Consider the following 21,701-nt stretch of genomic DNA (forward strand, 5'->3'; position numbering starts at 1 on the left):
GGGCGCACCAACGGCTGAATTGGGGCCATTTTGTGAATTCGGATCACAGGATCGAGAGCCTGAAAAACCCATGACCCGCGCCAAAAATGGTTAACGCCGCAGCTCCTCCAAGGGCTGATGCCCCCGCACGGACCAAGCCCCTTGCACCGGCGCTCCATGAGGGAAACAATGGCTGTAATGAGCGAACCAACACACCTCACTGTTGTGTCCACACAGCAGCCCCAGTCAGCGCACAAGTCAGCCCGCCGGCATAACGCACCCAAATCCGTTTTCTGGGACCGTCGGGAGCTGGACGCCATCCTCAATATTTATGGCAGACGCGTCGCCGCCGGTGACTGGCGCGACTACGCCATGAGCGGCCTCAAGGATTGTGCGGTGTTCAGCGTCTATCGCCGCGCCAGCGAAATGCCGCTCTACCGCATCGAGAAACGTCCAAAACTGCGCAACAAACAGGGTGCCTACTCGGTCATCTCAGCCTCTGGCATGATCCTCAAGCGCGGCCATGAGCTCAAACAGGTCTTGAAGGTCCTCGAACCCAAGCAGTTATCGCTGGTCACAGACATCTAGCAGCTAGCGTTTTCGAGGATTCAGCAGCACGCCCAGCGCAATTGGCGCGATCAGCGTCGTCGCAATCGCCATCAGCACCAGAGCCGACGGCATCGCCGCAACCACCCGGTCTGTGGCGCCTATGGCAAACAGCCCGTGCTCCACCGCAATGGATATCACCACAAGTTCCACCGCACCGCGCGAACTCATGCCCATGCCGATGGCAGCCGCTTCGCGCGCACGAAACCCACGTAATCGCGCAGGCACGCCTGCGCCCACCAGCTTGCCGGCAATCGCCACACCGATGAGCGCTGCCAGAAAGACCGGCGTCTGAACCACTGCTGTGAGGTCTACCGCCAGCCCGATGGACGCAAAGAACACCGGCCCCAGAAACCCTGCCGTGATACCGCCGGTAAGAATTTTCATTTCTGCATAGGCCCGCGGTCCGACACGGTCCGGCTCGAAGAACAGGCCGGCCATGAACACGCCAATGATCCAGTGCATGCCCAGCACTTCCGCCAGCACCCCATAGCCCAGCGCCACACCCATGAGGATGGCAAACTCAGCAGACGCGATCTGCAGCACATGCAGCTGCCGCGAAATCCGCGGATAGACATGCGCACCCAGCAGCCCCGTGACCACAAAGAACGCCGCCGCCTTGAGCAGCATCACGGCGAACTCAACAACACCAGGCACCTCACCCGTTGCAATCAACGCGGTGATGACCGCCAGCAGCACCAGGCCGATGACATCATCAAAGATTGCCGCCGCCACCATGGTCTGCCCCAGCTGGGTCGACAGCAGCCCCATTTCAGCGAGCACCCGAACCGTGGTGGGAATGGCCGTGATGGCCAGTGCTACGCCCACAAAGGCTGCCTGCACCGCCCGCATGTCCGTGTCCGGCAAAAAGGTCCAGGCCAGCCACGTCCCCGCGACCAGCGGCACAACGGCACCACCTGCCGCCACCAGAAACGATGTCGTGCTGTGCGCTGCAATTTGCGTGGGCTTCATGTCGATGCCCGCCGACAGAAGCAGGAAGAAGATCCCCGCTTCCGCCACAAGATGAATCAGCTCTGAGTCAAGATGCACATAGGTTGCAAGGCCCGTGGGCCCGCCATTCAGCGACACGGCTGCCGCCAGCGCCAGACCGATCAACAGCCCCGCCAGCAATTCTCCCACAGCCGCCGGTTGCCCCACCCGTTCGGCACCTTCACCAAACAGACGGGCCAGCACGAAGACCACAAACAGCCCGGCGAGCGCTTCCATACCTCAAGCTGATACGAAAAACCCCCGGACGCTGGCAAGCGCCCGGGGGTGTGTTTCTTCAATCAGCGCGGTCTGCGCTGTGAGCCGAAGCTACTCGCGGTTACCGAACAGCTGCAGCAGCATGATGAAGAGGTTGATGAAGTCGAGATAGAGACGCAGGGCACCCATGATGGACTTGCGTCCGGATACCGTGCCGTCATCGTTGACGTCATACATCTCTTTGATCTGCTGTGTGTCGTAGGCGGTAAGGCCGGCAAACACGAGCACGCCAATGACTGAAATCGCGAACTGCAGGGCAGATGAGCCCACAAAGATGTTCACGACGGAGGCAATGATGATGCCGATCAGGCCCATGAACAAGAACGATCCCCAGCCGGAGATATCCTTCTTGGTGGTGTAGCCCCACAGGCTCAGCGCACCGAAGGACGCAGCCGTGATCAAGAACACCTGGAAGATGCTGCCACCGGTGTAGACCAGGAAGATCGACGAGAGTGACAGACCCATCAGGGCTGCAAACGTCCAGAAGGAGAACTGGGCCGCACCAACGCTCATTTTGTGAACGCGGAAGCTCAGGAAGAAGACCATGCCCAGCGGTGCCAGCATCACAACCCACTTGAGCGGGCTGTTAAACAGCAGGTTGCCGAATGCTGAAAGCATCAGGCCTTCAGGGGTCTGGACCACAGCCATGGAGTAGGCGAGATAGGCAATGACGCCTGTAATCGCCAAACCACCGGCCATGTAGTTGTAAACGCCCAGCATGTAGCTGCGCAGGCCGGCATCAATATCGGCGCCGCGTGCTTGCGCGGGGCTACGGCCACGAAGGACTTCGCTGTCGTAGTCAGCCATGGTGTTTATGATCCTCTCAAGGTTGATCAATCGAAACGTCGATAAACGAAACTCTGGCCCATAATATCGGCTGGAATTATGCCAGTTTCAAGGCGTTCTAAGGTGTCTCACGAGGAAATTCGTTGAATATTCAAACACTTAAAATGGATGTGGTTACTTTGAACGCGTTTTTGCAGCGCGAATTCCCTCAATGGAACAGCGAAACCGGCTCACAGGTGACCGATGTGACTGCCGACGGCGTCATTTGCCGCCTGCCCTTCAACGATAGTCAGCTGCGTCCCGGCGGCACCGTGTCCGGCCCCACAATGATGGGCCTGGCCGACAGCGCCATGTATGCCGCTGTCCTGTCACGTATCGGTCCCGTGGCCCTGGCGGTCACCACCAATCTCAACATCAACTTCATGCGAAAGCCCGAGCCCCGCGCCACCGTCGCCACCTGCCGCATCCTCAAACTTGGAAAACGCCTCGCTATCGGCGATGTCTCCATCGTCAGCGAGGGCGACACGGATCTGGTAGCCCACGCGACCGTCACCTACTCGATCCCGCCGCAGGGCTAGATACACCGTGACCATCCCGTATCTCCGGACTTGATCCGGAGCCTACTCGCAAACGATCAACCGCGCAGCCACCGCGAGTGGACCCCGGATCAAGTCCGGGGACACGGTGTTTTCGGATAATTCGACACAGGGCGTTGCAGGTGCGCTCGAAGCACTAAGCGCCTACTTCCCGCGAATATCGCTCCGCTCCTTCGGACATGTCGCCGGTGGCCGTCATGCCAAGCCGTTTGGCAAGCGCAATCGAGCGACCATTGACCGGCTCCACAAACGCATCAATGCGCGCCACGTCCTTGTCAGCCAACCGCCAGTCGAGCGCAGCCTCGCAGGCCTCCAGCATCAGCCCCTGCCCCCAATAGTCCGGGTGCAGATGATAGGCGATTTCAGCCGCCGGGCGCAGCGCGTTGAAACCAACCATGCCGGCAAAGGCCTGCGCAGCCCCCAGCAGCATCGCCCAGCGACACCCCCAGTCATCCGCCTGCGCCTTACGCCAGAACGCAATCAGCCGGTCGGCGTCATCCAGAGACGTCATGGGCATCATGATGGGAATGCCGAAGGCATCCAGCACGCGGCCTGAGTGCCGCACAACGGCAGGCTGCGACCACAGGGCCCGCACACCATCGCGGTGATCGTCGCCCAGGGGCACGAGCGTCATCCGCTCGGTTTCAAGGACCGGAACGTCAAGCATCTTTATTCAGACCGCAGGATCGGCGCCGCTTTGCGGCTCAGCGCCGACCATGTGCCCACGAGCCCAAAGCCCATGGTAATGACCGTCGCCCCGATCACCGTGATGGCCAGCGTCACGGGCAAAAACGCCCACTCCGCCTGCATCACCTGCGTGATCACAAGATAGGCCGCCAGCGTGCCAGCACTTGCCGCGATCAGTGCCGTGCCGAAGCCCAGCAACGCATACTCAAGCGCATAGGCACCCAGCACCTTGGCACGCGTGGCACCCAGCACCTTGAGCACCACCGAGTCATACACACGATGCCGATGCCCCGCCGCCATGGCGCCGGCCAGCACGAGAATGCCCGCAATGATCGTCACGACACTGGTCGCACGCACCGCAAGCACGAGGTCTTCCAGCAATGCCGATACGGAGCTGATGGCTTCCTTGACGCGAATGCTCGTCACGTTGGGGAACGCGTCCGTCACCTGACGCTGCAGTTCAAGCTCGCCCGCTTCTTCCATCGTCACCGTGGACAGAATGGTCTGCGGGGCGTTGTCCAGTACGCCGGGCGAGAACACGAGAATGAAATTGATGCCGCCCGTCTGCCACGTCACTTCACGCAGGCTGGCAATCTCAGCTGTGATCTCACGACCCAGCACATCAATGGTCAGCGTGTCGCCAATACCGATGCCCCAGCCATCTGCCAGATCCTTGACGAAGGACACAAGCGGCGGACCCGCATAGTCTTCAGGCCACCACTCCCCTTCGAGGATTTCAGACCCATCCGGCAGCGCAGCTGAATAAGTAAAGCCACGGTCACCGCGCAAGGCCCAGCGCGAGTCAGGTGTCGCTTCCACATCACCGGCGCGCACATCATTCACCGCAACAATCGGTCCTCGGATCATCGGCACCCGGTTGACGTTCGCAATCCCGTCCGTCTCATCCAGAATGGTATTGAAGCCATCCAGCTGACCTTTTTGCAGATCAAGGAAGAAGAACGACGGCGCACGATCCGGCAACTGCGTCGAAACCTGCCGAGTAATGTTGCCGTCAATGAGCGAGATCGTGACGAGCAGCGTCAGCCCCAGACCAAGCGACAGCACAACAGAGCCCGTAGGCGCACCGGGTCGATACAAATTGGCCAGCGCAATGCGCAGAGACGGCATCTTCGGACGGCCCACACGCTTGGCAACCCACATCATCAGGTCAGCGGTGAGCAGCAGCACACCAAAGGCCGCTGCGGTACCCACCAGGAACCAGACGGCAAAAAGCCGCTGATAGTCTTCCGTCAGCGCCACAGCCAGAACCGCCAGTGTCGCCAAAGAGCCTAGCGTCAAAACAATGTAGAACGGTCGCGGCCAGCGGCTGGCCGGCGCAACAATGTCCCGGAACAATCCGGCAGCCGGAATGTCCCGCGCCCGCGCCAGCGGCCAAACCGCAAAAGCAACAGCTGTCACAATGCCGTAGATCGCAGCCAGCACCAGCGGTCCTGTATGAACCGCAAACTCTGTCGGCACCGGCAGCAGTTCCGCCAGCGACGCCTGTGCAATCATCGGCACCATGGCGCCAATCCCAAGGCCGATGGCCACACCCACCAGCGCAATGGCCATCACCTGCAGGAAATAGATCTGGAAGATCAGCCCGCCCGGCGCGCCAAGACATTTGAAGGTCGCAATCACTTCGCGCTTCTTGTCGATGTAACTCTTGATGGCATTGCCCACACCAACACCACCAACGATCAGTGCCGTCAGGCCCACCAGCGTCAGGAACAACGCCACCTGCCCCACCGTGCGGCGAATACCCGGCGCGGAATTCGAGCGGTCACGGATGCGCCAGCCGGACTCAGGCAGCGCTTCCTTGGTCTCTTCCACAAACGCAGCAACGGCTTCGTTGGGCTGCTCGGCCGCTGGCAGTCTCAGCCGATACTCATAGTCCACAAGGCTGCCGATGGTCACAAGACCCGTTTCAGCCAATGCCTCGTCTGAAATCATCACCCGCGGCCCGATGGCAAAGCCCCCGGCCACACGGTCCGGCTCATTGTCTATGGCCGAGCGAATGACAAAGGTGAGGTTGCCGACATTGAGTTCATCGCCGGTCTCAAGACCAAGACGTTCCAGCAGCACCGGTTCAACCACAGCCCCAAAGGCCCCATCGCTACCGCGCGCCAGGGCTGCATCCAGCGACTGCCCGGACGCCAGTGAGACCTCCCCATAGAGTGGATAGGCATCGTCAACGGCCTTGAGCTCAACGAGTGTCCGCTGGGTGTTTTTCACCGCCCGGCCCATGGCCCGCATATCAGCGGTCTTGGACAACGCACCGCCGCGCTCGACCACCGCGTTCAGCCACGCCCGTTCGTCTTCGTTGGTTTCTCGGTGGACGATCTCAAAGCCGACGTCTCCGCCCAGAATGGTCTGGCCTTCTTCCGCCAGTCCTCGCATCAGCGCTGACGACACCGAACCAACAGACGCAATGGCGGCCACCCCAAGGGTCAGACACGCCAGAAAAATCCGGAAGCCTTTCAGACCACCGCGCAACTCGCGCGACGCAATCCTGAAGGGCAAAGGCAGCCGGCTGGAGCCGCCCCCACGAACGGACCCGGCCAGTGCAGGCGATGTTTCAGCGATATCGCTCAAGAGGCCGCTCCCACCAGGAGATCAGCTTTGTCGCGGGTGCCTTTGGTCGTCTTTTCCACCAGCCCGTCGCGCAGATGCACAACGTCGTCGCACAGCTCTGCCAGATGCATGTCATGGGTAATCAACACCAGCGTCGTGTCGCGGCGTGAATGCAGGTCAAACATCAGATCAATGATCGCGTCACCCGTTGTGCCATCGAGATTACCCGTCGGCTCATCCGCTAGCAGAATGGCCGGATTGGGCGCCACGGCGCGGGCCAGGGCCACACGCTGCTGCTCACCACCGGACAATTGACCCGGATAATGGTCCAGCCGATGGGCCAGGCCCACCGCCTTCAATTCTTCCGCCGCCACATCAAAAGCGTCCGCCCGTCCGGCGAATTCCAGCGGGATTGCAACATTTTCCAGCGCCGTCATGGTCGGGACCAGGTGGAAAGACTGGAACACAATCCCCACATTATCCCTGCGGAACAGTGCCAGTTGGTCCTCGTTCATCTGAGTCAGTTCACGATTGGCAACCTTGATGCTGCCGGATGTGGGTTTTTCGAGCCCCGCCAGTACCATCAGGAGCGTGGATTTGCCCGAACCGGACGGCCCCACAAGGCCCGCAGCCTTGCCGGGTGATACATCCAGGCCGATACCGCGTAGAATATGCACCGGGCCCGCTGTGCTCGGCAGCGTCAGATGGACGTCACTAAGAGAGATGATCGGATCAGATATGGACTTGCCGGCAGAAGCATCGGTCACGCGGATTTTCCAGACTTTGTTTGGTAACGCGCCTCAGCAGACCCCCCAAAAGGCTCCAGATGGGCGCGCGTCCTTGGCATATGGCGGTTTGCGGCTCTTATACAACCGTCGGTCAGATAAGAGTCCTACGCACTCCTTTGCAAGCTGGATCATGGCAGCAGCCCTGTTGGTTGCCCCCGGTATCCCCTCTGCCATGGCCGAAGAAGCCAAGGCAGACGCTAAGTTAACGGCCCAGCCGGTCAAAGTGGTCGCTCTGGGCACAAGTCTGACCGCTGGATATGGCCTTGAGCAGGGCCAGGGCTTTGTTCCACAGCTGCAGGCAGCCCTCGATGAAGCCGGGCTCAGCGTTGTGCTCGAGAATGCGGGCGTATCCGGTGATACCTCCGCCGGGGGCCTTGCGCGCCTGGACTGGTCGCTCAACGACGATGTGGATGCGGTCATTGTGGAGCTTGGCTCCAATGACGCCCTGCGCGGTTTCGAGCCGCAGCAGACCCGCGAGAACCTCACAGCCATTCTGGACGCCCTGAAAGAACGTGGCCTGCCGGTCCTTCTCACCGGCATGCTGGCCCCGCCAAATCTGGGTGAGGAATATGGCGAGGAGTTCGCGTCGATCTATCCAGACCTTGCGGCGGAATACGACGTGTTGTTTTATCCCTTCTTCCTGGAAGGAGTGGCCGCGGAGGCAGCGCTCAATCAGGCGGACGGCATTCATCCCAACCCGGATGGTGTGGCAGTGATTGTGGAGGCGATCACGCCCTATGCGGTTCAGCTTGTAGAACATGCCCGCAAGGACAAATCTTCCTGACCGACATTTAAGCTTCTGCGCGCCGCATCTGGGGAGAGGCGCGCTTTCCACCACTGAACACGTTTTTCGTGGCCGAACGCCGTTCGTGCCGCGCTTCAACCACATTCGCTTAATCGAAAAGATCGCACTCAAGGAAGCAACGCATGGCTATGGACTATCGCCAACTCGGCACCACGGACCTCAAAGTCTCTTCAATCTGCCTGGGCACCATGACCTGGGGCGAACAGAATACGGAAGCCGAAGGCCACGAGCAGATGGACTACGCGCTGGAGCGTGGCATCAACTTCTTCGATACGGCCGAAATGTATGCCGTGCCGCCGCGTGCTGAAACACAGGGGTCAACCGAGCGCATCATCGGCACCTGGTTCAAGGACCGCGGCAACCGCGACAAGGTCATTCTTGCCACCAAGGTTGCAGGCCGTGCGCCCTTCAGCTGGCTGCGCGACAATGACGAAGTGACCGACCACTCCGCCCGCCAGATCGAAGAAGCCGTTAACAAGAGCCTTAAGCGTCTGCAGACGGACTATATCGACCTCTACCAGCTGCACTGGCCGGACCGTCCCATCAATCTCTTTGGCGGTCTGGGCTACACCCACATCGACAAGCCCGGCACGCCGCTGGATGAAATCCTCGAAGCCCTCGACAAGATCGTGAAGGCCGGCAAGGTCCGTCACGTAGGTCTCTCCAACGAGACGCCGTGGGGCACCATGAAGTTCCTTCAGTATGCTGAAGAACGCGGTCTGCCGCGCATGCAGTCCATCCAGAATGCCTACAACCTCATCAACCGCACATTTGAGCAGGGCGGCTCCGAGATTGCCCACCGCGAAAAAGTCGGCCTCCTGGCCTACTCACCCCTGGGTCAGGGCTACCTCACCGGCAAGTACCGCAATGGCGCCAACCCAAAGGGCTCACGCAAGCAGCTCTTCAATCGCTTGCAGCGCTATGAAACCCCGGCTGCTGACCGCGCCATGGAAAGCTACTTCAAGATCGCCGAAAAACATGGGATCGATGTCTCTCAGATGGCACTGCAATATGTGACGCAGCGCCCCTTCGTGACGTCCAACATCATTGGCGCCACCACCATGGAGCAGCTCAAGGTCGACATCGACAGTGTGGATCTCGACATGAGCGAAGAGCTGGTGGCAGAGATCGAAGCAGCACACCTCGAGCAGCCCAACCCCTGCCCGTAAGGCACATCACAAAGATACCACCGGCCCCGCAGCCCCGGGCTTGACCCGGGGCCTACTCGCAGACGCCTCACACCGCAGCACACGCGAGTGGACCCGGGGTCAAGCCCGGGGATACGGAAGGTGGGAAACACACAATGACAAAGGCGGGTGGGTAGAAATGCCCGCCCGCTTTTTTGTATCGGCAGCGCCGCCTTTCAACTGACACACGACTCAGCTACGCCTGACCCATGATAAGATTGTTCGTTGCCATCGGACTGCCGCACGCCACCAGCGTTGACCTTGCCATGATGTGCGGCGGCGGCATGCCCGGCGCCCGCTGGGTGCCGATGGAAAATTACCACATCACCCTGCGCTTCATTGGCGAAGTCTCAGAACCGCAGGCCGACGATATTGATTCAGCCTTGGCCACCCTGTCGAGCAAACCCTTCGACCTTCAGATCAAGGGATGTGGCGTCTTCGGTCAGGACCACCCCCGCGCCCTGTGGGCCGGCATTGAGCCGAACGAAGCGCTGACAAATCTGCAAAAGAAGATCGCGCGTGTGTTCCAGCAGATCGGCCTTGCACCGGACAAGCGCAAATTTGCGCCCCACATCACCCTCGCCCGCCTGCGCAATGCGGAGCCCCTCAAGGTTCAGCAATTCATTCAGGATCACAGCCTCTACAAGGCCCCGCCAATCGCCATCGACAGCTTCGGGCTATACTCAAGTGATCTCAGCCATTCCGGTTCGATCTACCACCTGGAACAAAGCTATACGCTTGCCCGCGTCAAAGCCTGAGCCTAGGTAGAAGGCAACAACGCTCATCCAGGAGGCCACCATGACCGCAAAACTCGAAGGCGACGCCCGCGCCACAGCGCTTGCCACGCTCACCGGCTGGACCGAAGTCGCTGACCGCGATGCGATCAACAAGGTCTTCAAGTTCAAAGACTTTTCACAGGCCTTCGCCTTCATGACCCGCGTTGCCCTTAAGGCCGAGGTCATGGATCACCATCCTGAATGGTTCAACGTCTACAACAAGGTGGACGTCACCCTGACCACCCATGATGCGGACGGCCTGAGCCAGAAGGACATCGATCTGGCCACCGCCATGGAAGACTACGCCGCCTGAGCACTGGGCTATCTACCGCTCAAAAATCGCAATCGCCGCCACCAGTTTGCCGGCAGGTTCCTGCGTGACGTCCACCACGCTGAACCCGGCCTGCTTGGCCGCATCCACGGCCCGCTCCACCCGGTCCCAGCCACCCTGGGCCCCGGCAAAATTGCTCGTCGTGTCCGCGCCTGCTGATCTTTGAACAATGACAAGCCGCCCACCAGGTTTCAGGACCCGGGCCAGCTCCACCAGACCCTCATGGGGCTCTGGCCAGAACTGAAAGCTGTTGACGGCATATGCCTTGTCAAATCGCCCTGTCTCAAACGGCAGATCTTCCACGCTGGCCTGAAGCACCTGCGCGCAGCCGCGTTTGATCATCCAGTGAAGCTTATGCCGGGCCATGTGCACCGCCAAAGGCGCATGATCCACCCCAGCCACAAACCCGCTTTGGCCAATGATCCGCGCCACTTTGCGCAGAGAAACCCCAGGCCCACAGCCAATTTCCAGCACATTGTCACCCGGCTGCAGATCCAGCGCCTGCCGCGCGGCACCATTGTAGCGGCCATTCTTGTAAGCCATGGATGTCAGCGCCAGCCGCCCCAGAAGTCCACGCGGATTGCCAAACTGCGAGGCCACTGACCGGCTCTCGGCGGCGTCATTTAGCATCGCACCTGTCTTTGCCTTGCTCATACCGTCACCCTCCTGTCATGAATCTCTGAACGACAACTAAATTGTCATATAAGAGATCGTTTGCCCCCTTCAAGAGGCTCGCGGGGGGAGGTAGAGTCCGCGCTTCGTTTCGCACAGCACACCCAAGGGGGCACACGTGGCCAAAGACAATGGCGGCAAGAAGAAGCCCGGCAAAGGCGCCAAGAAACTGGTCAAAGCCGCCTCTCCCGCCAAGGACATGGGCCGCCGGGACTTGTCTCTTGCGGTCATGAACTGTGTGCCGTGGCTGTATTTTCGCCTGCAGGCGGAAGGTCAGGAGATCGGTGCCGTCAATGCCCAGCGCGGCGGCACCTGGGGCATGTTGAACTCAGTCATCACCCAGGGCCCCCAGACAGTCCCTCAGCTTGCACGCGCCCGGCCGGTGTCACGCCAGCACATTCAAAAGCTGGCCAATGAAATGGTCGCCGAAGGCCTGATCCGCTTCGTGCCCAACCCGGCCCATCGCCGTTCGCAGCTCATCGAAGCAACGCCCAAGGGCCTCGACGCCTATGCCCGCATGAATTCAAGCCTCGGCGAACTCGCAGACATGCTGGGCGACGGCTTTTCAAAGGAAGAACTGTTTGTGGCCGCCAGCGTGCTGGAACGCATGCGCGCCAAGCTGGCCGAAAATCAGGGCGGCGGCGGTGCCCCCGGCGCATTGCCGATATCCCTGGCCGCCGAATGAGTCACAGCCGCAATGGCCAAGCACACCACTCTTCACTCGATCGCCCACAATTGGGCTGACTCGTTGGCTTGCGGACTCGGATTTGCTCTGGGTGATCTCTACATGTCCGATATCTTCGCGGAGGCCGAATTATCAGAAGCCAAGTACATTTCAGTAGATTTCCTAACCGGAAAAATCGCTGGAGGTGAAGCTTCGGAAAGCCTGCAAAACGTGATCAGGCTTTACTGTGAACGCTTTCCACACTTCTGCGAAAAACACAGCGCTAAACGCGACGAGTATCGTGAGTTTACGGCTGTTTTCTCTGCAGGAGCCCTTGGCTGCGAGCCACGTTTAGAGATCATCGTTGCGGATGCAAAGGGCAAGAGATCATCAATACAATACCATGGCAGACTCGGGCGCCGCGTACGTGTCATGGATAAAGACGGCAAAATAATCCGCGCGAGGCGTAAGACAGTATGAACAAAAAAGGCCGCCCCCTGAGGAGCGGCCTTTTCTCATTGCAGATCGCGCTTATGCGCTATCCCATGTGAAACGCACAGATCTTGTTGCCATCCAGGTCACGGAAATAGGCCCCATAAAAGCCCTGACCGCGATCACCCGGCGCGCCTTCATCGGCACCACCCAGCTCCATGGCTTTGGCGTGCAAGGCATCCACCGCTTCCTTGCTGCCCGGTGCCATGGCCAGCATGTTGCCATTGCCCGGCGTGGCTGTGTTCCCGTCATAGGGTTTGGTGACCATGATCATGGCGCCCGGCCCACCGGCATAGACACGCATGGTGCCTTCTTCTTCCATCAGGACCTGAGGGTTCAGGTCAGCCAACAGCGCGTCATAAAAGGCCAGCGCCTTGGGCAGATCGTTGGTTCCAACAGTGGCGTAAGCAAGCATGTGTCTCTCCTGGAGGCGTGGGGGAAGATTGAATACACCCACTAAATCCCAAAGCACGCCAGCACACACTTACGCTGGAGGTAAGCACCACAGGGAAAAGCAGACGAACACGAAAAAGGCCGCCCCTCACAGGACGGCCTTTCCACTTTTATCCATCGCGCTGTGGGATCAACCCATATGGAACGCGCAGATCTTGTTGCCGTCCAGATCGCGGAAATACGCGCCATAGAAACCAGGCATCCGCTCGCCGGGGCCGCCTTCATCTGCGCTGCCAAGGTCCATGGCCTTTTTGTAGAGCGCGTCCACGCCCTCACGGCTGCCACCGGGAATGGCGATCATGCAGCCATTGCCAACTGTCGCTTCGCCGCCATCAGCAGGCTTGGTCACCATCAGCATGCCGCCCTGGCCATTGCTGTAAATGCGCATGCGGCCAGGATCTTCCATCACCATGTTGGGATTGTGATCGGCCAGCAATGTTTCGTAGTAGGTCAGCGCCTTGGGCAGGTCGTTTGTACCAACGCAGGTATATCCAAGCATCGAAATCTCCTCCGGGAGTAATGTGTTGTGGGAGTGGTTGTAAGGCCAAACGACCGCCTGTGCACTTACGTTTTCGTGATGCCCCCAATGAAAAAGGGCCGCCCGGCATTGCCGGACGGCCCCTATTCACTAACGTTATGTAAGGTCTACCGCGGTGCCATGCGGCCCCGCCCCGCGTTTACCGCGGCGCCATGCGGATTGCGCCGTCGAGACGAACGCTCTCACCATTGAAGTAGCCGTTTTCAATCATGGTCTTGGCCAGATGCGCGTACTCATCCGGCGCACCAAGACGTGCGGGGAAAGGAACCTGTGCACCAAGCGCCTGACGGACCTTTTCTGGAGCACCGGCCAGGAGCGGCGTATCAAAGATACCCGGCAGGATCGTGTTGATGCGGATGCCTTCGCGGCTCAAGTCACGGGCAATCGGCAATGTCATGCCGACAACGCCAGCCTTGGATGCTGAATAAGCCGCCTGGCCGATCTGGCCGTCCTGAGCTGCAACAGACGCTGTGTTGATGATCGCACCGCGATCACCGTTTTCCAGCGGGTCCAGCGTCATCATGCCGGCTGCTGATTTGGCGATGCAGCGGAAAGTGCCGACCAGGTTGATCTGGATGATCAGGTCGAACTTGTCCGTTGGGAACGCATTGATTTCGCCGGTTTCGCGGTTGCGACCAGCCGTCTTGATGGCGTTACCGATACCGGCACAGTTCACCAGAATACGTTCCTGGCCAATGGCCTCGCGTGACTTTGCAAAAGCAGCGTCAACGCCGGCTTCATCAGTCACGTTGCACTGGGCAAACACGCCACCGAGTTCTTTTGCCAGGGCTTCGCCCTTTTCAGCGTTGAGATCGAAAATGCCGACCTTGACGCCGTCTGCAGCCAGCGCACGGGCTGTTGCTTCACCCAGACCGGATGCACCGCCGGTAATGACGGCTGAAATTGAACTGTCGAGCTTCATGGAACAAAGCCTCCCTTTTGAGCCTTAAAGTGTGTGGTTTTGATCGTCTTGAACCGTGATTGGGCGCGGGTGTACCACGAAGAAAGGCCCATGTCACAAGGGGTTCCCCCTACATATCCGGCCCCAAAATCGCCCATAGTTTGACGTAGGGGAACGGTGGATGTGTCACGCAGATCGCTTGCGAAGCCGCGTTGAAACCCCCATCTTTGCCTCAAGGGCAACATGGATTTTGTGCATTTTTGCCCACCACGAGCAGGACCACATGACCAGCAGTTCCGCAGACAATGACGCTGTTACGCTTATTGAAGACCCCCGCATTCAGTTGCCGGTGGTCGCAGAGCGCAATGAACGCGTGGCCCGCAAGGGCTTCTGGCGCAAGCTGGCGCGTGTGGCAGGCAAAGTCCCCTTCGCGGAGGATGCCACCGCCGCCTATTACTGCGCCATCGATCCCGGCACGCCTATGCGGGTGCGCGCCACGCTGTTTGCAGCCATCACCTATTTCATTGTGCCCACAGACCTGATCCCGGATGTCATCGCAGCGCTTGGCTTCACTGACGATGCCACGGTGCTCACCACCGCGATTGCCATTGTCGGCAGCCACATCAAGGACCATCATCGCATTCGTGCCCAACGCACCTTGAAGCAGGGCGAGTTCGAAGACGCCTGATGGGCTACGTGCCCTCGGCGGACCGCCGCGCCTTGGCCTCAACCGCTTCCCGTCGCGCGATGTAGAGCGTCGTCGCCACAATGATGACGGCGCCGGCAATCGTCAGCCAGTCCGGCACATCACCGAAAATCAGGAAGCCCGCAATCGCTGCAAAAACGAGACGCGAATAATCAAACGGCACAATGGCCGATGCATCCCCTTCCCGGTAGCCGCGAATGAAACAGTTATGCGCGCCAGCCGCAAACACGCCCATGAGCACCAGCAGCCCCATCTCGTTCCACGTGGGCGTGATCCACACAAAGGCCGCAGGAATACCCGCCACCACCGTGCCGACGACGCCTGTGTAAAACATCAATGTGACCGGTGCGTCCTTCACAACGATCTTTACAAAGATTGTTGCCATGGCCACGCACAGCGCACCGGCGAGCGCCACCAATGCCGCAGGATCGATCTCCACCGTTGGCCGCAGCATCACCAGCACACCAACAAACCCGATCAGCACAGCACCGATGCGACGCGGACCTGCCGGCTCTTTCAAAATGAAATAGGCCAAGGGCACCACAAACAATGCCTTGGTAAAATTGTAAGCCAGCGCATCAGCCAGCGGCAGATGCACCAATGCGTAGAACCCGCACATCATGGCTGTGGAGCCAACCACGCCACGGGCGATCTGCAGCAGGGGATAGTGCGTCTTGATGGACGCCATGCCGCCGCGAATGAGAAACGGCACAATCACCAGCAGCGCAATGAACATGCGAAAGAACGCCAGCTGCAAACTGTCCAGCCGGTCCCCCAGCGTTTTTGCCAGCACTGCCATCGCTGTAAAACACGTGGCCGACAAAAGCAGCCACAAGGCACCGCGCACATTGGGGGGCAATGTCACCCAGTAGGCAGCCGCCCGCTCACGTTGGGACGCAACACTCATTCGGCTTTGCTTTCAGATACGGCTGCGGCAGCTTTTGCACGCGCGACCGCGGCTTCACGCTGCGCAATGTAAAAACTTGTAGCCGCAATAATTACCGCACCCACAATCGTATAGATGTCGGGCACCGTGCCAAAGAACAAAAACCCGGCAACGCCAGCGAACAGCAACCGCGTGTAATCAATTGGCGCCATGGCCGTGGCTTCACCCACCCGGTAAGCCCGCAGAAAACAGTTATGCGCGCCGGCACCGACAATGCCCATGCCAGCCAGCATCGCCCACTCATAAGGCGTTGGATCAATCCAGTTGAGGGCCATAGGCACGACCGTCATGGCGCAGCCGAACACGCCGGAGAAGAGCATCATGGTGAGCGGCCCGTCCTTGTCGGACACAAGCTTGACCATGATCGCAGCGCCCGCAATCAGCAACGCACCAAACAGCGCCACGAAGGCTGCCGGTTCAAAGTCGCCCGAAGGCCGCAGCATGACCAACACACCCAGGAAGCCGATAATCACCGCCGTGATGCGCCGCCACCCGGGCACCTCGCCAAGAAAGATGATGGCCAGCGGCACCATGAACAGCGCCTGCGCAAATTGAATGGCCTGCGCGTCAGCCAGAGGCAGTTTCACAAACGCATAAACCATGCAGATCATCGCGCCACCGCCGATGATGCCGCGCAGGGTCATCAACCGTGGATGGTTGGGAATGAACCCGCCATCCTTGATGAGCCACGGCATGATGATGGCGGTTGCAAAGAACAGACGAAAGAACGCGACCTGCATGGGGTCGAGCCGCGTGCCCAGAAATTTGGTGAGCACCGCCATGACCGTGAACAGCGACATGGACATCAACAGCCACAGGGCGCCACGCGTGTTGGGCGCGAGCGTGAACCACCACGACGTCAGGCGGTCACGGCGCGCCGAATAGGCGGTTGGTGTGTCGTGATCAGTCACGCGAGAGTTCATCCTGACGGGAATACAGCAGCCCCAGCACCACTGTGGATATGCCCAACCTAGGTGCCAGCCGCCGCAGCTACAAGATGACACAGCGTCATTTAAGCTGATGTCTGTTGTGCGCTGGCGGACATTGCCACAAAAAGGTCAATGGCTCCGCGCACTTAGAACCTATGGCGCGGGAACCGCCTGATCCAGCGGATCAACTGTCGGAGAGGGGGCAGATCGCAATCGGTCTCCCAGGTCCACCATCAACCGCTGACGGATCGCCCGCCCGATAACCGCATAGCCTTCTTCGTTGAAGGCCAGCCCGTCCCACCGAAACAGGCTTTCATCCATCTGGCCGTCATCCGTCGCAATGAGCGACGCGGTATCAACAAAGTGCACCCCGGCATTGGCGTCGGCCAGCGCCTTGAGCTGCGTATTGGCCTGCGCAAAGGCGGGCCAGCGAGCCGACCGCATGGGCGATGGCGTGATGGAAAGAATGTAGACCTGCGGCGCATCGCGCGATCGCAGCTCTGCTGGACGCAGCAATGCAATCAACTCTGCCATATCCGCTTCCACCTGATCCGGAGGCTTGCCGCCCACGTCAGCCAGATCATCCGCACCCGCCGAAATGACAACGGCAATCGGTTCGTAGGGTTGAATGATACGCGGCGCATAGGCTGTTACATGGGCAACATGCGCCCCGCCAAAGCCGCGCTTGATGACCGGTAGCGGAGCCAACGCCTGCTCCAGCGTGTCCCACTGGCGAATGGTGCCACCACCGGCAAACACGATCTGATTTTTTTCAGGGGGGTTTGAAATATCCAGCCGTTCAAACTCGGCTATTTCACCGGCCCAATAAACCGGATCGCTGGAGGCCAGCAGCACATAGACAAGAAACGCAAAGACGATAACCACAAGCCCAGCCACAATGGCGGCGGCGCGTATTGCTGCGCGCCGCCACCCCCGTGGATCACGATCATCGACCCTGTTCAGTGACACTTATTCAGTAACAAGAACAATCTTGCCCTTCACTTTGCGTGCCGCCATGTCGTTCAGCGCAGAGGCTGCGTCCGACAGGGGATAGGTCTTGGAGACCAGCGGCTTGATCTTGCCGGCTTTGAACATGCTCATCAGTTCAGCCAGGTTTTCCTTGTTGCGCTCTGGTTCGCGCGCCGTGAAGGCACCCCAGAACACACCAACAATCTGGCAGCCTTTGAGCAGCGCGAGATTGAGCGGCACTTTGGGGATCGGACCGGAGGCAAAACCAACAACCAGGAAACGACCTTCCCAGTTGGTCGCGCGAATGGCCGGTTCAGAATAGTCGCCACCCACCGGGTCATAGACAACGTCCGCACCCTGACCACCTGTCAGCTCCTTGATCTTTTCAGACAGCGCCTTTTGCTGATCGCGATCAAGTTCGCCGGTCGGATAGACAAGCCCGTCATCCGCACCATGGTCCTTGGCGACCTGCACTTTGTCTTCAGTTGACGCAGCCGCAATCACGCGTGCGCCCATGGCTTTGCCAAGCTCAACAGCAGCAAGGCCAACACCACCGGCCGCGCCCAGCACCAAAAGAGTTTCGCCCGGCTGGATCTTCGCGCGATCCTTGAGGGCGTGATGCGACGTGCCGTAGGTCATAAGGAAGGCAGATGCGGTCGTGAAATCCATTTCGTCAGGGAACGGTGTGCACCGTGCAGCTTCCAGAACGATCTCTTCAGCAAAGCCACCCCAGCCACATGAGCCGATGACCCGGTCGCCTTCCTTGAGCGTGGTGACGCCCGGACCAACCTTGTCGACAACGCCTGCAACTTCACCGCCCGGTGAAAATGGCAGCGGCGGCTTGAACTGATATTTGTTTTCAATGATCAGCACGTCAGGGAAATTGACGGCGGCGGATTTAACCGCGATGCGCACCTGGCCTTCGCCCGGCTCCGGTGACGCCACATCTTCCAGAACCAGCGTTTCCGGCGGCCCATATTCCTTACACAAAACAGCCTTCATGGCGCTCTCCCTTGCTTCGTTGTCGTATCGATTATGGCAATTGCACATGCGTGCAGCTTCGCCACGGGATGTACCATGGAGAGCGCATCAAAGCCAAAAGAAGTAAGAGGGTTGGCCCGTGTAGCCTAGGAGCCGGCGCGGCGGGCACCGGCCAGATTGCGCACCGTAATTTCAATCGCGGTTGCCCCATCGGCAACGCTCACTGCAGCATCTTCAAAATCCGGGGCTGAAAACACCGGCACCGCACCATTGGAAAAGCCGATCGGCTCCAGCGGAATGCCGAACAAACCGCGATCCAGCTCGCCATTGCCGTTGAGATCCTGATAGGCGACCGCTGCATATTCACCCGGCGCCAGGTCAGCGAAAGTCAGCTGAGACACACCATCGTCGGGCACCGCCACTTCAGCCTGCGCATCTTCCTGCTTCAAAAAGGCAGCTTTGGATGCGTACAGATTAACCCGCACCGTGCCGACGCCTGCTTTTGTGCCATCAACGGCAATTTCAAGCACGCCCGGCAATGCAGGAGCCGTCAAACTGGCGGTCGCAAGGCCATCCTCGGCCTGAACAGGCAAAACAAGTGCTGCTGCAAGCGGAAGCGCAAAAAGGAAGGCTGCCAAAGGTCGTCCAGACGTTTTTCTTGTTGTTTTCTGCCAGACAGTCACAAAAAGCCCCAGTGCTCACTCAACCTTTTATGCCCCAAATGAGGGCTTCGATCTCAAAGTCTAACGCTCTTTGGACCGCTAAACCGTTGCGTATATGACGCTTTTTCGCCCAATAGCAAATGCACATCCACGTGAGGCATCAGTGATTGGGACATGCTATGCAGGACCACACGTCCATAAACGACCTCAAGCAGACCACAGTCCGGCTGACACCACGATGAACACAAATGTCACCACCACCCGCGCCAAAGGCTTCTTCGCCATCGGGGCAGAACGCATCTCAAAGCCTGGAAATCTGGGAAATCTGGTGCGATCAGCCCATGCTTTTGGCGCCAGCTATTTCTTCACAGTGGACGCTCACAAGCGCATCAGATCCGGCCGGTCAGACACCTCCGACGCGAGCAGCAACATCCCCTACTACGGCTGGGACGGCGTCGATCAGATGCAAATGCCCGAGGGCTGCGATCTGGTGGGAATTGAGCTGATGGACGACGCGGTTGATCTGCCCAGCTTTTACCACCCCAGAAAAGCCGCCTATGTGCTGGGGCCTGAAGCAGGCTCCCTGTCGCCGGAAATGCGTGAGCGATGCACCAGCTTCATTCGCATCCCAACCGCCTTTTGCATCAACGTGGCCATGGCCGGGGCCATCGTCATGTATGACCGGGTCAAGACCCTGGGCAATTTTCCTGCCCGTCCCGTCTCATCCATGGGAATGCCCGAGGGCGTGGCCCCACCCCTTGGCAGCTACGCTGACAAACGCAACTCACCGCGCGGCCGCGGGTCCACGGCGACACCCTCAAATGGAACTGGTGCTAGTCGGAGCCGCCTAGGGACAGAGCGCGCTGCACGAGTCCGAGTGCCCCGGTAAGCTGCAGCGGCGCATCCGTAATCGCCAGAGCAAAACAGGTGTCTCCTGCTTCAGCAATGGGGCGATGGGTAATCTCAGGTGAAGCAACAGACACTTCCCCTGGACCAAACCGGTCCCGACCATCCGCGAACGCGCCCGTCAGGACCAAAGTTACCTCACTGCCCTTATGGGTATGCGTCGGTACGCCCTTGCCCTGCTCCAGCCGGTAAAGCTTCACTTCCCCCGGCGCTGAATCAGCACTGCCCTGCGGCGCGTCAAATCCAAGGTCCATTGCCTTGACGCCCGGCGTCACGAAAGACCACTTGCCGCCACATGCGGCAATTCTATCCTGAATGACCTGCGGCAGGACTGTCAGTTCATCATCCATGGCCCGATCTGCCTGTGCATCCACCGGCATCCGGTCGATCAAAGACATCACCGCGTCAAATGCGCCCTCGCGCATGGCCACGGGCTCCGCATCATCCAGCAGGGCACCGCCCACAAGGGTCATCATATCCACGGTCTTGCGCGCGTCCGGGCAAAGGTCGAGATGGGCCGCCACCATCAAATTTGTGGCTTCATCCAGAGAACCGGTCACGTAATCGAGTAGAATCTCTTCGCCAAACCGCCGGTCTGGAGCTGGAGCCTCTGTCTGTGTCGTCTCGATATTGGTCATCGTCTAAACAGTTCCCTCAAGTCCGCCTTTGAGTTTGCGGAAGGCAAGCCGCAGTCTCGATTTCACAGTTCCCAGCGGCAAGTTCTGATCTATGGCGATTTCGCTGTGTGACCAGCCCTTGAAGAAGGCCAGTTTTATCAACTCCGCCTGCTCCTCCGGCAAGGTTTCAAGCGCCGCACGCACTTTGACTTCTCGCTCGCCTGCCGCCACAGCCTCATCCGGCTGCTCAGCCTCAGAGGGCAACAGCAAGGGGTCGTCAGGGTCATAATCGGGAAATCTATCCCGCCGCAGCACATCAATGCGCCGGTTACGGGCAATCGTATAAAGCCATGTGGAGACCGATGACTGCCTGCGATCAAACTGCCCGGCCTTGCGCCAGAGGGTGATCATGACTTCCTGAGACAGCTCTTCCGCCAGCGGCTCGCCGGACCCCAGTTTCATCAAATAGCCTTTGAGGCGGGGCGCGAAATAGTCAAACAGGGTCGCAAAGGCTTGCTTGTCCTGCCGCGCAGCAACCGCCTCAATGCAATCTGCCATGGCCTCACGGTCGTAGCCGCCGGTTTTTCCGGCCCCTGCTGCCTTGGCACTTATCTGTGACGTTGCCACGTTCACCCGTCGTTTATCCTCATCAACCGTCTACCCCAGCATCATCCCCCACATCGTAGGGGCCAGAGCGACGGCAGCATCTCTAGACACAGCGCAGGGCCACGAAAACGCCATGTTCCCTGCGCACTATTTCGCCATTCAACGCCACTCTTATAGCAGACGCAACGCCCCAATACTCGGCATACTTACTATCTGGCAACCGCAATCTCCCCGCCGTTCCATAGGGATCATGCAGATAGGATTATGAGGTGCTGGTG

The 21,701-nt window shown here is 59.4% G+C and carries 26 protein-coding genes; 10 read left to right on the forward strand and 16 right to left on the reverse strand.

The annotated features are described in order from the left end of the window. The first annotated feature begins 177 nt into the window (after positions 1–177). On the forward strand, positions 178–567 hold the full coding sequence (locus ABXH05_RS06240) for a DUF2794 domain-containing protein (protein WP_353560250.1): 390 nt from the start codon (positions 178–180) through the stop codon (positions 565–567). A gap of 3 nt (positions 568–570) precedes the next feature. Here the strand turns inward: ABXH05_RS06240 and ABXH05_RS06245 are convergent, their stop codons facing one another. Together ABXH05_RS06245 and ABXH05_RS06250 are read right to left on the reverse strand one after the other, a co-directional pair. Then, positions 571–1,812 carry a cation:proton antiporter gene (locus tag ABXH05_RS06245; protein ID WP_353560251.1) on the reverse strand — a complete coding sequence of 414 codons (1,242 nt, stop codon included), beginning with the start codon at positions 1,810–1,812 and terminating at the stop codon, positions 571–573. A 90-nt stretch (positions 1,813–1,902) separates the two neighbouring features. Continuing rightward, a complete protein-coding gene (locus tag ABXH05_RS06250) occupies positions 1,903–2,658 on the reverse strand; it encodes a Bax inhibitor-1/YccA family protein (RefSeq protein WP_353560252.1) in 756 nt (251 codons plus the stop codon). Positions 2,659–2,780: 122 nt separating this feature from the next. Here ABXH05_RS06250 and ABXH05_RS06255 point away from each other — a divergent pair, with 122 nt between their 5' ends. Further along, positions 2,781–3,215 carry a PaaI family thioesterase gene (locus ABXH05_RS06255; RefSeq protein WP_353560253.1) on the forward strand — a complete coding sequence of 145 codons (435 nt, stop codon included), beginning with the start codon at positions 2,781–2,783 and terminating at the stop codon, positions 3,213–3,215. Positions 3,216–3,369: 154 nt separating this feature from the next. Here the strand turns inward: ABXH05_RS06255 and ABXH05_RS06260 are convergent, their stop codons facing one another. From ABXH05_RS06260 to ABXH05_RS06270, 3 genes are read right to left on the reverse strand one after another with little or no spacing between them, the layout of a single operon-like run. Further along, a complete protein-coding gene (locus tag ABXH05_RS06260; RefSeq protein ID WP_353560254.1) occupies positions 3,370–3,900 on the reverse strand; it encodes a GNAT family N-acetyltransferase in 531 nt (176 codons plus the stop codon). Positions 3,901–3,902: 2 nt separating this feature from the next. Further along, complete coding sequence (locus tag ABXH05_RS06265) at positions 3,903–6,515, reverse strand: ABC transporter permease (protein WP_353560255.1); 2,613 nt, start codon at positions 6,513–6,515, stop codon at positions 3,903–3,905. Beyond that, positions 6,512–7,261 carry an ABC transporter ATP-binding protein gene (locus ABXH05_RS06270; protein ID WP_348136305.1) on the reverse strand — a complete coding sequence of 250 codons (750 nt, stop codon included), beginning with the start codon at positions 7,259–7,261 and terminating at the stop codon, positions 6,512–6,514. Before ABXH05_RS06270 ends, ABXH05_RS06265 begins: the two co-directional genes overlap by 4 nt. A gap of 151 nt (positions 7,262–7,412) precedes the next feature. Between ABXH05_RS06270 and ABXH05_RS06275 the strand changes: the two genes are divergently transcribed. The 4 genes from ABXH05_RS06275 to ABXH05_RS06290 all read left to right on the forward strand — a co-directional run bounded on the left by ABXH05_RS06275 (position 7,413) and on the right by ABXH05_RS06290 (position 10,363). Continuing rightward, positions 7,413–8,066 (forward strand): arylesterase, encoded by a 654-nt coding sequence (locus ABXH05_RS06275; protein WP_353560256.1) that lies wholly within the window; start codon positions 7,413–7,415, stop codon positions 8,064–8,066. A 149-nt stretch (positions 8,067–8,215) separates the two neighbouring features. Next, on the forward strand, positions 8,216–9,256 hold the full coding sequence (locus ABXH05_RS06280) for an NADP(H)-dependent aldo-keto reductase (RefSeq protein ID WP_353560983.1): 1,041 nt from the start codon (positions 8,216–8,218) through the stop codon (positions 9,254–9,256). Between the two features lie 227 nt (positions 9,257–9,483). Further along, a complete protein-coding gene (gene thpR / locus ABXH05_RS06285; protein WP_353560257.1) occupies positions 9,484–10,032 on the forward strand; it encodes an RNA 2',3'-cyclic phosphodiesterase in 549 nt (182 codons plus the stop codon). Between the two features lie 40 nt (positions 10,033–10,072). Next, positions 10,073–10,363, forward strand: coding sequence for a 4a-hydroxytetrahydrobiopterin dehydratase (locus ABXH05_RS06290; RefSeq protein WP_353560258.1), 291 nt, complete (start codon positions 10,073–10,075; stop codon positions 10,361–10,363). 12 nt (positions 10,364–10,375) lie between these two features. Here ABXH05_RS06290 and ABXH05_RS06295 read toward each other — a convergent pair whose 3' ends face one another. Continuing rightward, positions 10,376–11,035, reverse strand: coding sequence for a class I SAM-dependent methyltransferase (locus ABXH05_RS06295; RefSeq protein WP_353560259.1), 660 nt, complete (start codon positions 11,033–11,035; stop codon positions 10,376–10,378). Positions 11,036–11,171: 136 nt separating this feature from the next. On the opposite strand from ABXH05_RS06295, the gene ABXH05_RS06300 reads away from it, so the two are divergent. Next, positions 11,172–11,738: a MarR family winged helix-turn-helix transcriptional regulator gene (locus tag ABXH05_RS06300; RefSeq protein ID WP_353560260.1), complete on the forward strand. Its 567-nt coding sequence runs from the start codon at positions 11,172–11,174 to the stop codon at positions 11,736–11,738. Between the two features lie 12 nt (positions 11,739–11,750). Continuing rightward, on the forward strand, positions 11,751–12,197 hold the full coding sequence (locus tag ABXH05_RS06305; RefSeq protein ID WP_353560261.1) for a hypothetical protein: 447 nt from the start codon (positions 11,751–11,753) through the stop codon (positions 12,195–12,197). A gap of 58 nt (positions 12,198–12,255) precedes the next feature. On the opposite strand, the gene ABXH05_RS06310 is transcribed toward ABXH05_RS06305, so the two are convergent. The 3 genes from ABXH05_RS06310 to ABXH05_RS06320 form a co-directional block, all read right to left on the reverse strand. After that, positions 12,256–12,624, reverse strand: a complete 369-nt coding sequence (locus ABXH05_RS06310; protein ID WP_353560262.1) for a VOC family protein — start codon at positions 12,622–12,624, stop codon at positions 12,256–12,258. Between the two features lie 168 nt (positions 12,625–12,792). Then, a complete protein-coding gene (locus ABXH05_RS06315) occupies positions 12,793–13,161 on the reverse strand; it encodes a VOC family protein (RefSeq protein ID WP_043950181.1) in 369 nt (122 codons plus the stop codon). Between the two features lie 178 nt (positions 13,162–13,339). Then, complete coding sequence (locus ABXH05_RS06320) at positions 13,340–14,122, reverse strand: SDR family NAD(P)-dependent oxidoreductase (RefSeq protein WP_353560263.1); 783 nt, start codon at positions 14,120–14,122, stop codon at positions 13,340–13,342. Between the two features lie 262 nt (positions 14,123–14,384). Here ABXH05_RS06320 and ABXH05_RS06325 point away from each other — a divergent pair, with 262 nt between their 5' ends. Next, on the forward strand, positions 14,385–14,789 hold the full coding sequence (locus ABXH05_RS06325; protein WP_081826525.1) for a YkvA family protein: 405 nt from the start codon (positions 14,385–14,387) through the stop codon (positions 14,787–14,789). A gap of 4 nt (positions 14,790–14,793) precedes the next feature. On the opposite strand, the gene ABXH05_RS06330 is transcribed toward ABXH05_RS06325, so the two are convergent. The 5 genes from ABXH05_RS06330 to ABXH05_RS06350 all read right to left on the reverse strand — a co-directional run bounded on the left by ABXH05_RS06330 (position 14,794) and on the right by ABXH05_RS06350 (position 19,270). Beyond that, a complete protein-coding gene (locus ABXH05_RS06330; RefSeq protein ID WP_348136312.1) occupies positions 14,794–15,714 on the reverse strand; it encodes a DMT family transporter in 921 nt (306 codons plus the stop codon). Continuing rightward, positions 15,711–16,664, reverse strand: a complete 954-nt coding sequence (locus ABXH05_RS06335; protein ID WP_353560264.1) for a DMT family transporter — start codon at positions 16,662–16,664, stop codon at positions 15,711–15,713. The genes ABXH05_RS06330 and ABXH05_RS06335 overlap by 4 nt, the downstream gene beginning before the upstream one ends. A gap of 171 nt (positions 16,665–16,835) precedes the next feature. Further along, complete coding sequence (locus ABXH05_RS06340) at positions 16,836–17,651, reverse strand: GDSL-type esterase/lipase family protein (RefSeq protein ID WP_353560265.1); 816 nt, start codon at positions 17,649–17,651, stop codon at positions 16,836–16,838. Then, positions 17,652–18,653, reverse strand: a complete 1,002-nt coding sequence (locus ABXH05_RS06345) for an NADPH:quinone oxidoreductase family protein (protein ID WP_348136315.1) — start codon at positions 18,651–18,653, stop codon at positions 17,652–17,654. 125 nt (positions 18,654–18,778) lie between these two features. Beyond that, positions 18,779–19,270 carry a DUF2141 domain-containing protein gene (locus ABXH05_RS06350; protein ID WP_353560266.1) on the reverse strand — a complete coding sequence of 164 codons (492 nt, stop codon included), beginning with the start codon at positions 19,268–19,270 and terminating at the stop codon, positions 18,779–18,781. 262 nt (positions 19,271–19,532) lie between these two features. On the opposite strand from ABXH05_RS06350, the gene ABXH05_RS06355 reads away from it, so the two are divergent. Next, positions 19,533–20,183 (forward strand): RNA methyltransferase, encoded by a 651-nt coding sequence (locus ABXH05_RS06355; protein ID WP_353560267.1) that lies wholly within the window; start codon positions 19,533–19,535, stop codon positions 20,181–20,183. Here ABXH05_RS06355 and ABXH05_RS06360 read toward each other — a convergent pair. Continuing rightward, the gene (locus tag ABXH05_RS06360) at positions 20,128–20,838 is read right to left on the reverse strand and encodes a ChrR family anti-sigma-E factor (protein ID WP_353560268.1); all 711 of its coding nucleotides are present in this window, start codon (positions 20,836–20,838) and stop codon (positions 20,128–20,130) included. The two genes, ABXH05_RS06355 and ABXH05_RS06360, sit on opposite strands and share 56 nt — an antisense overlap. 3 nt (positions 20,839–20,841) lie before the next feature. Further along, entirely contained in the window at positions 20,842–21,450 is a 609-nt protein-coding gene (locus ABXH05_RS06365) for a sigma-70 family RNA polymerase sigma factor (RefSeq protein WP_353560269.1), read from the reverse strand. Positions 21,451–21,701: the final 251 nt, after the last annotated feature.

This window comes from Pyruvatibacter sp. HU-CL02332, from assembly GCF_040362765.1.
Classification (GTDB): Bacteria; Pseudomonadota; Alphaproteobacteria; order CGMCC-115125; family CGMCC-115125; genus Pyruvatibacter.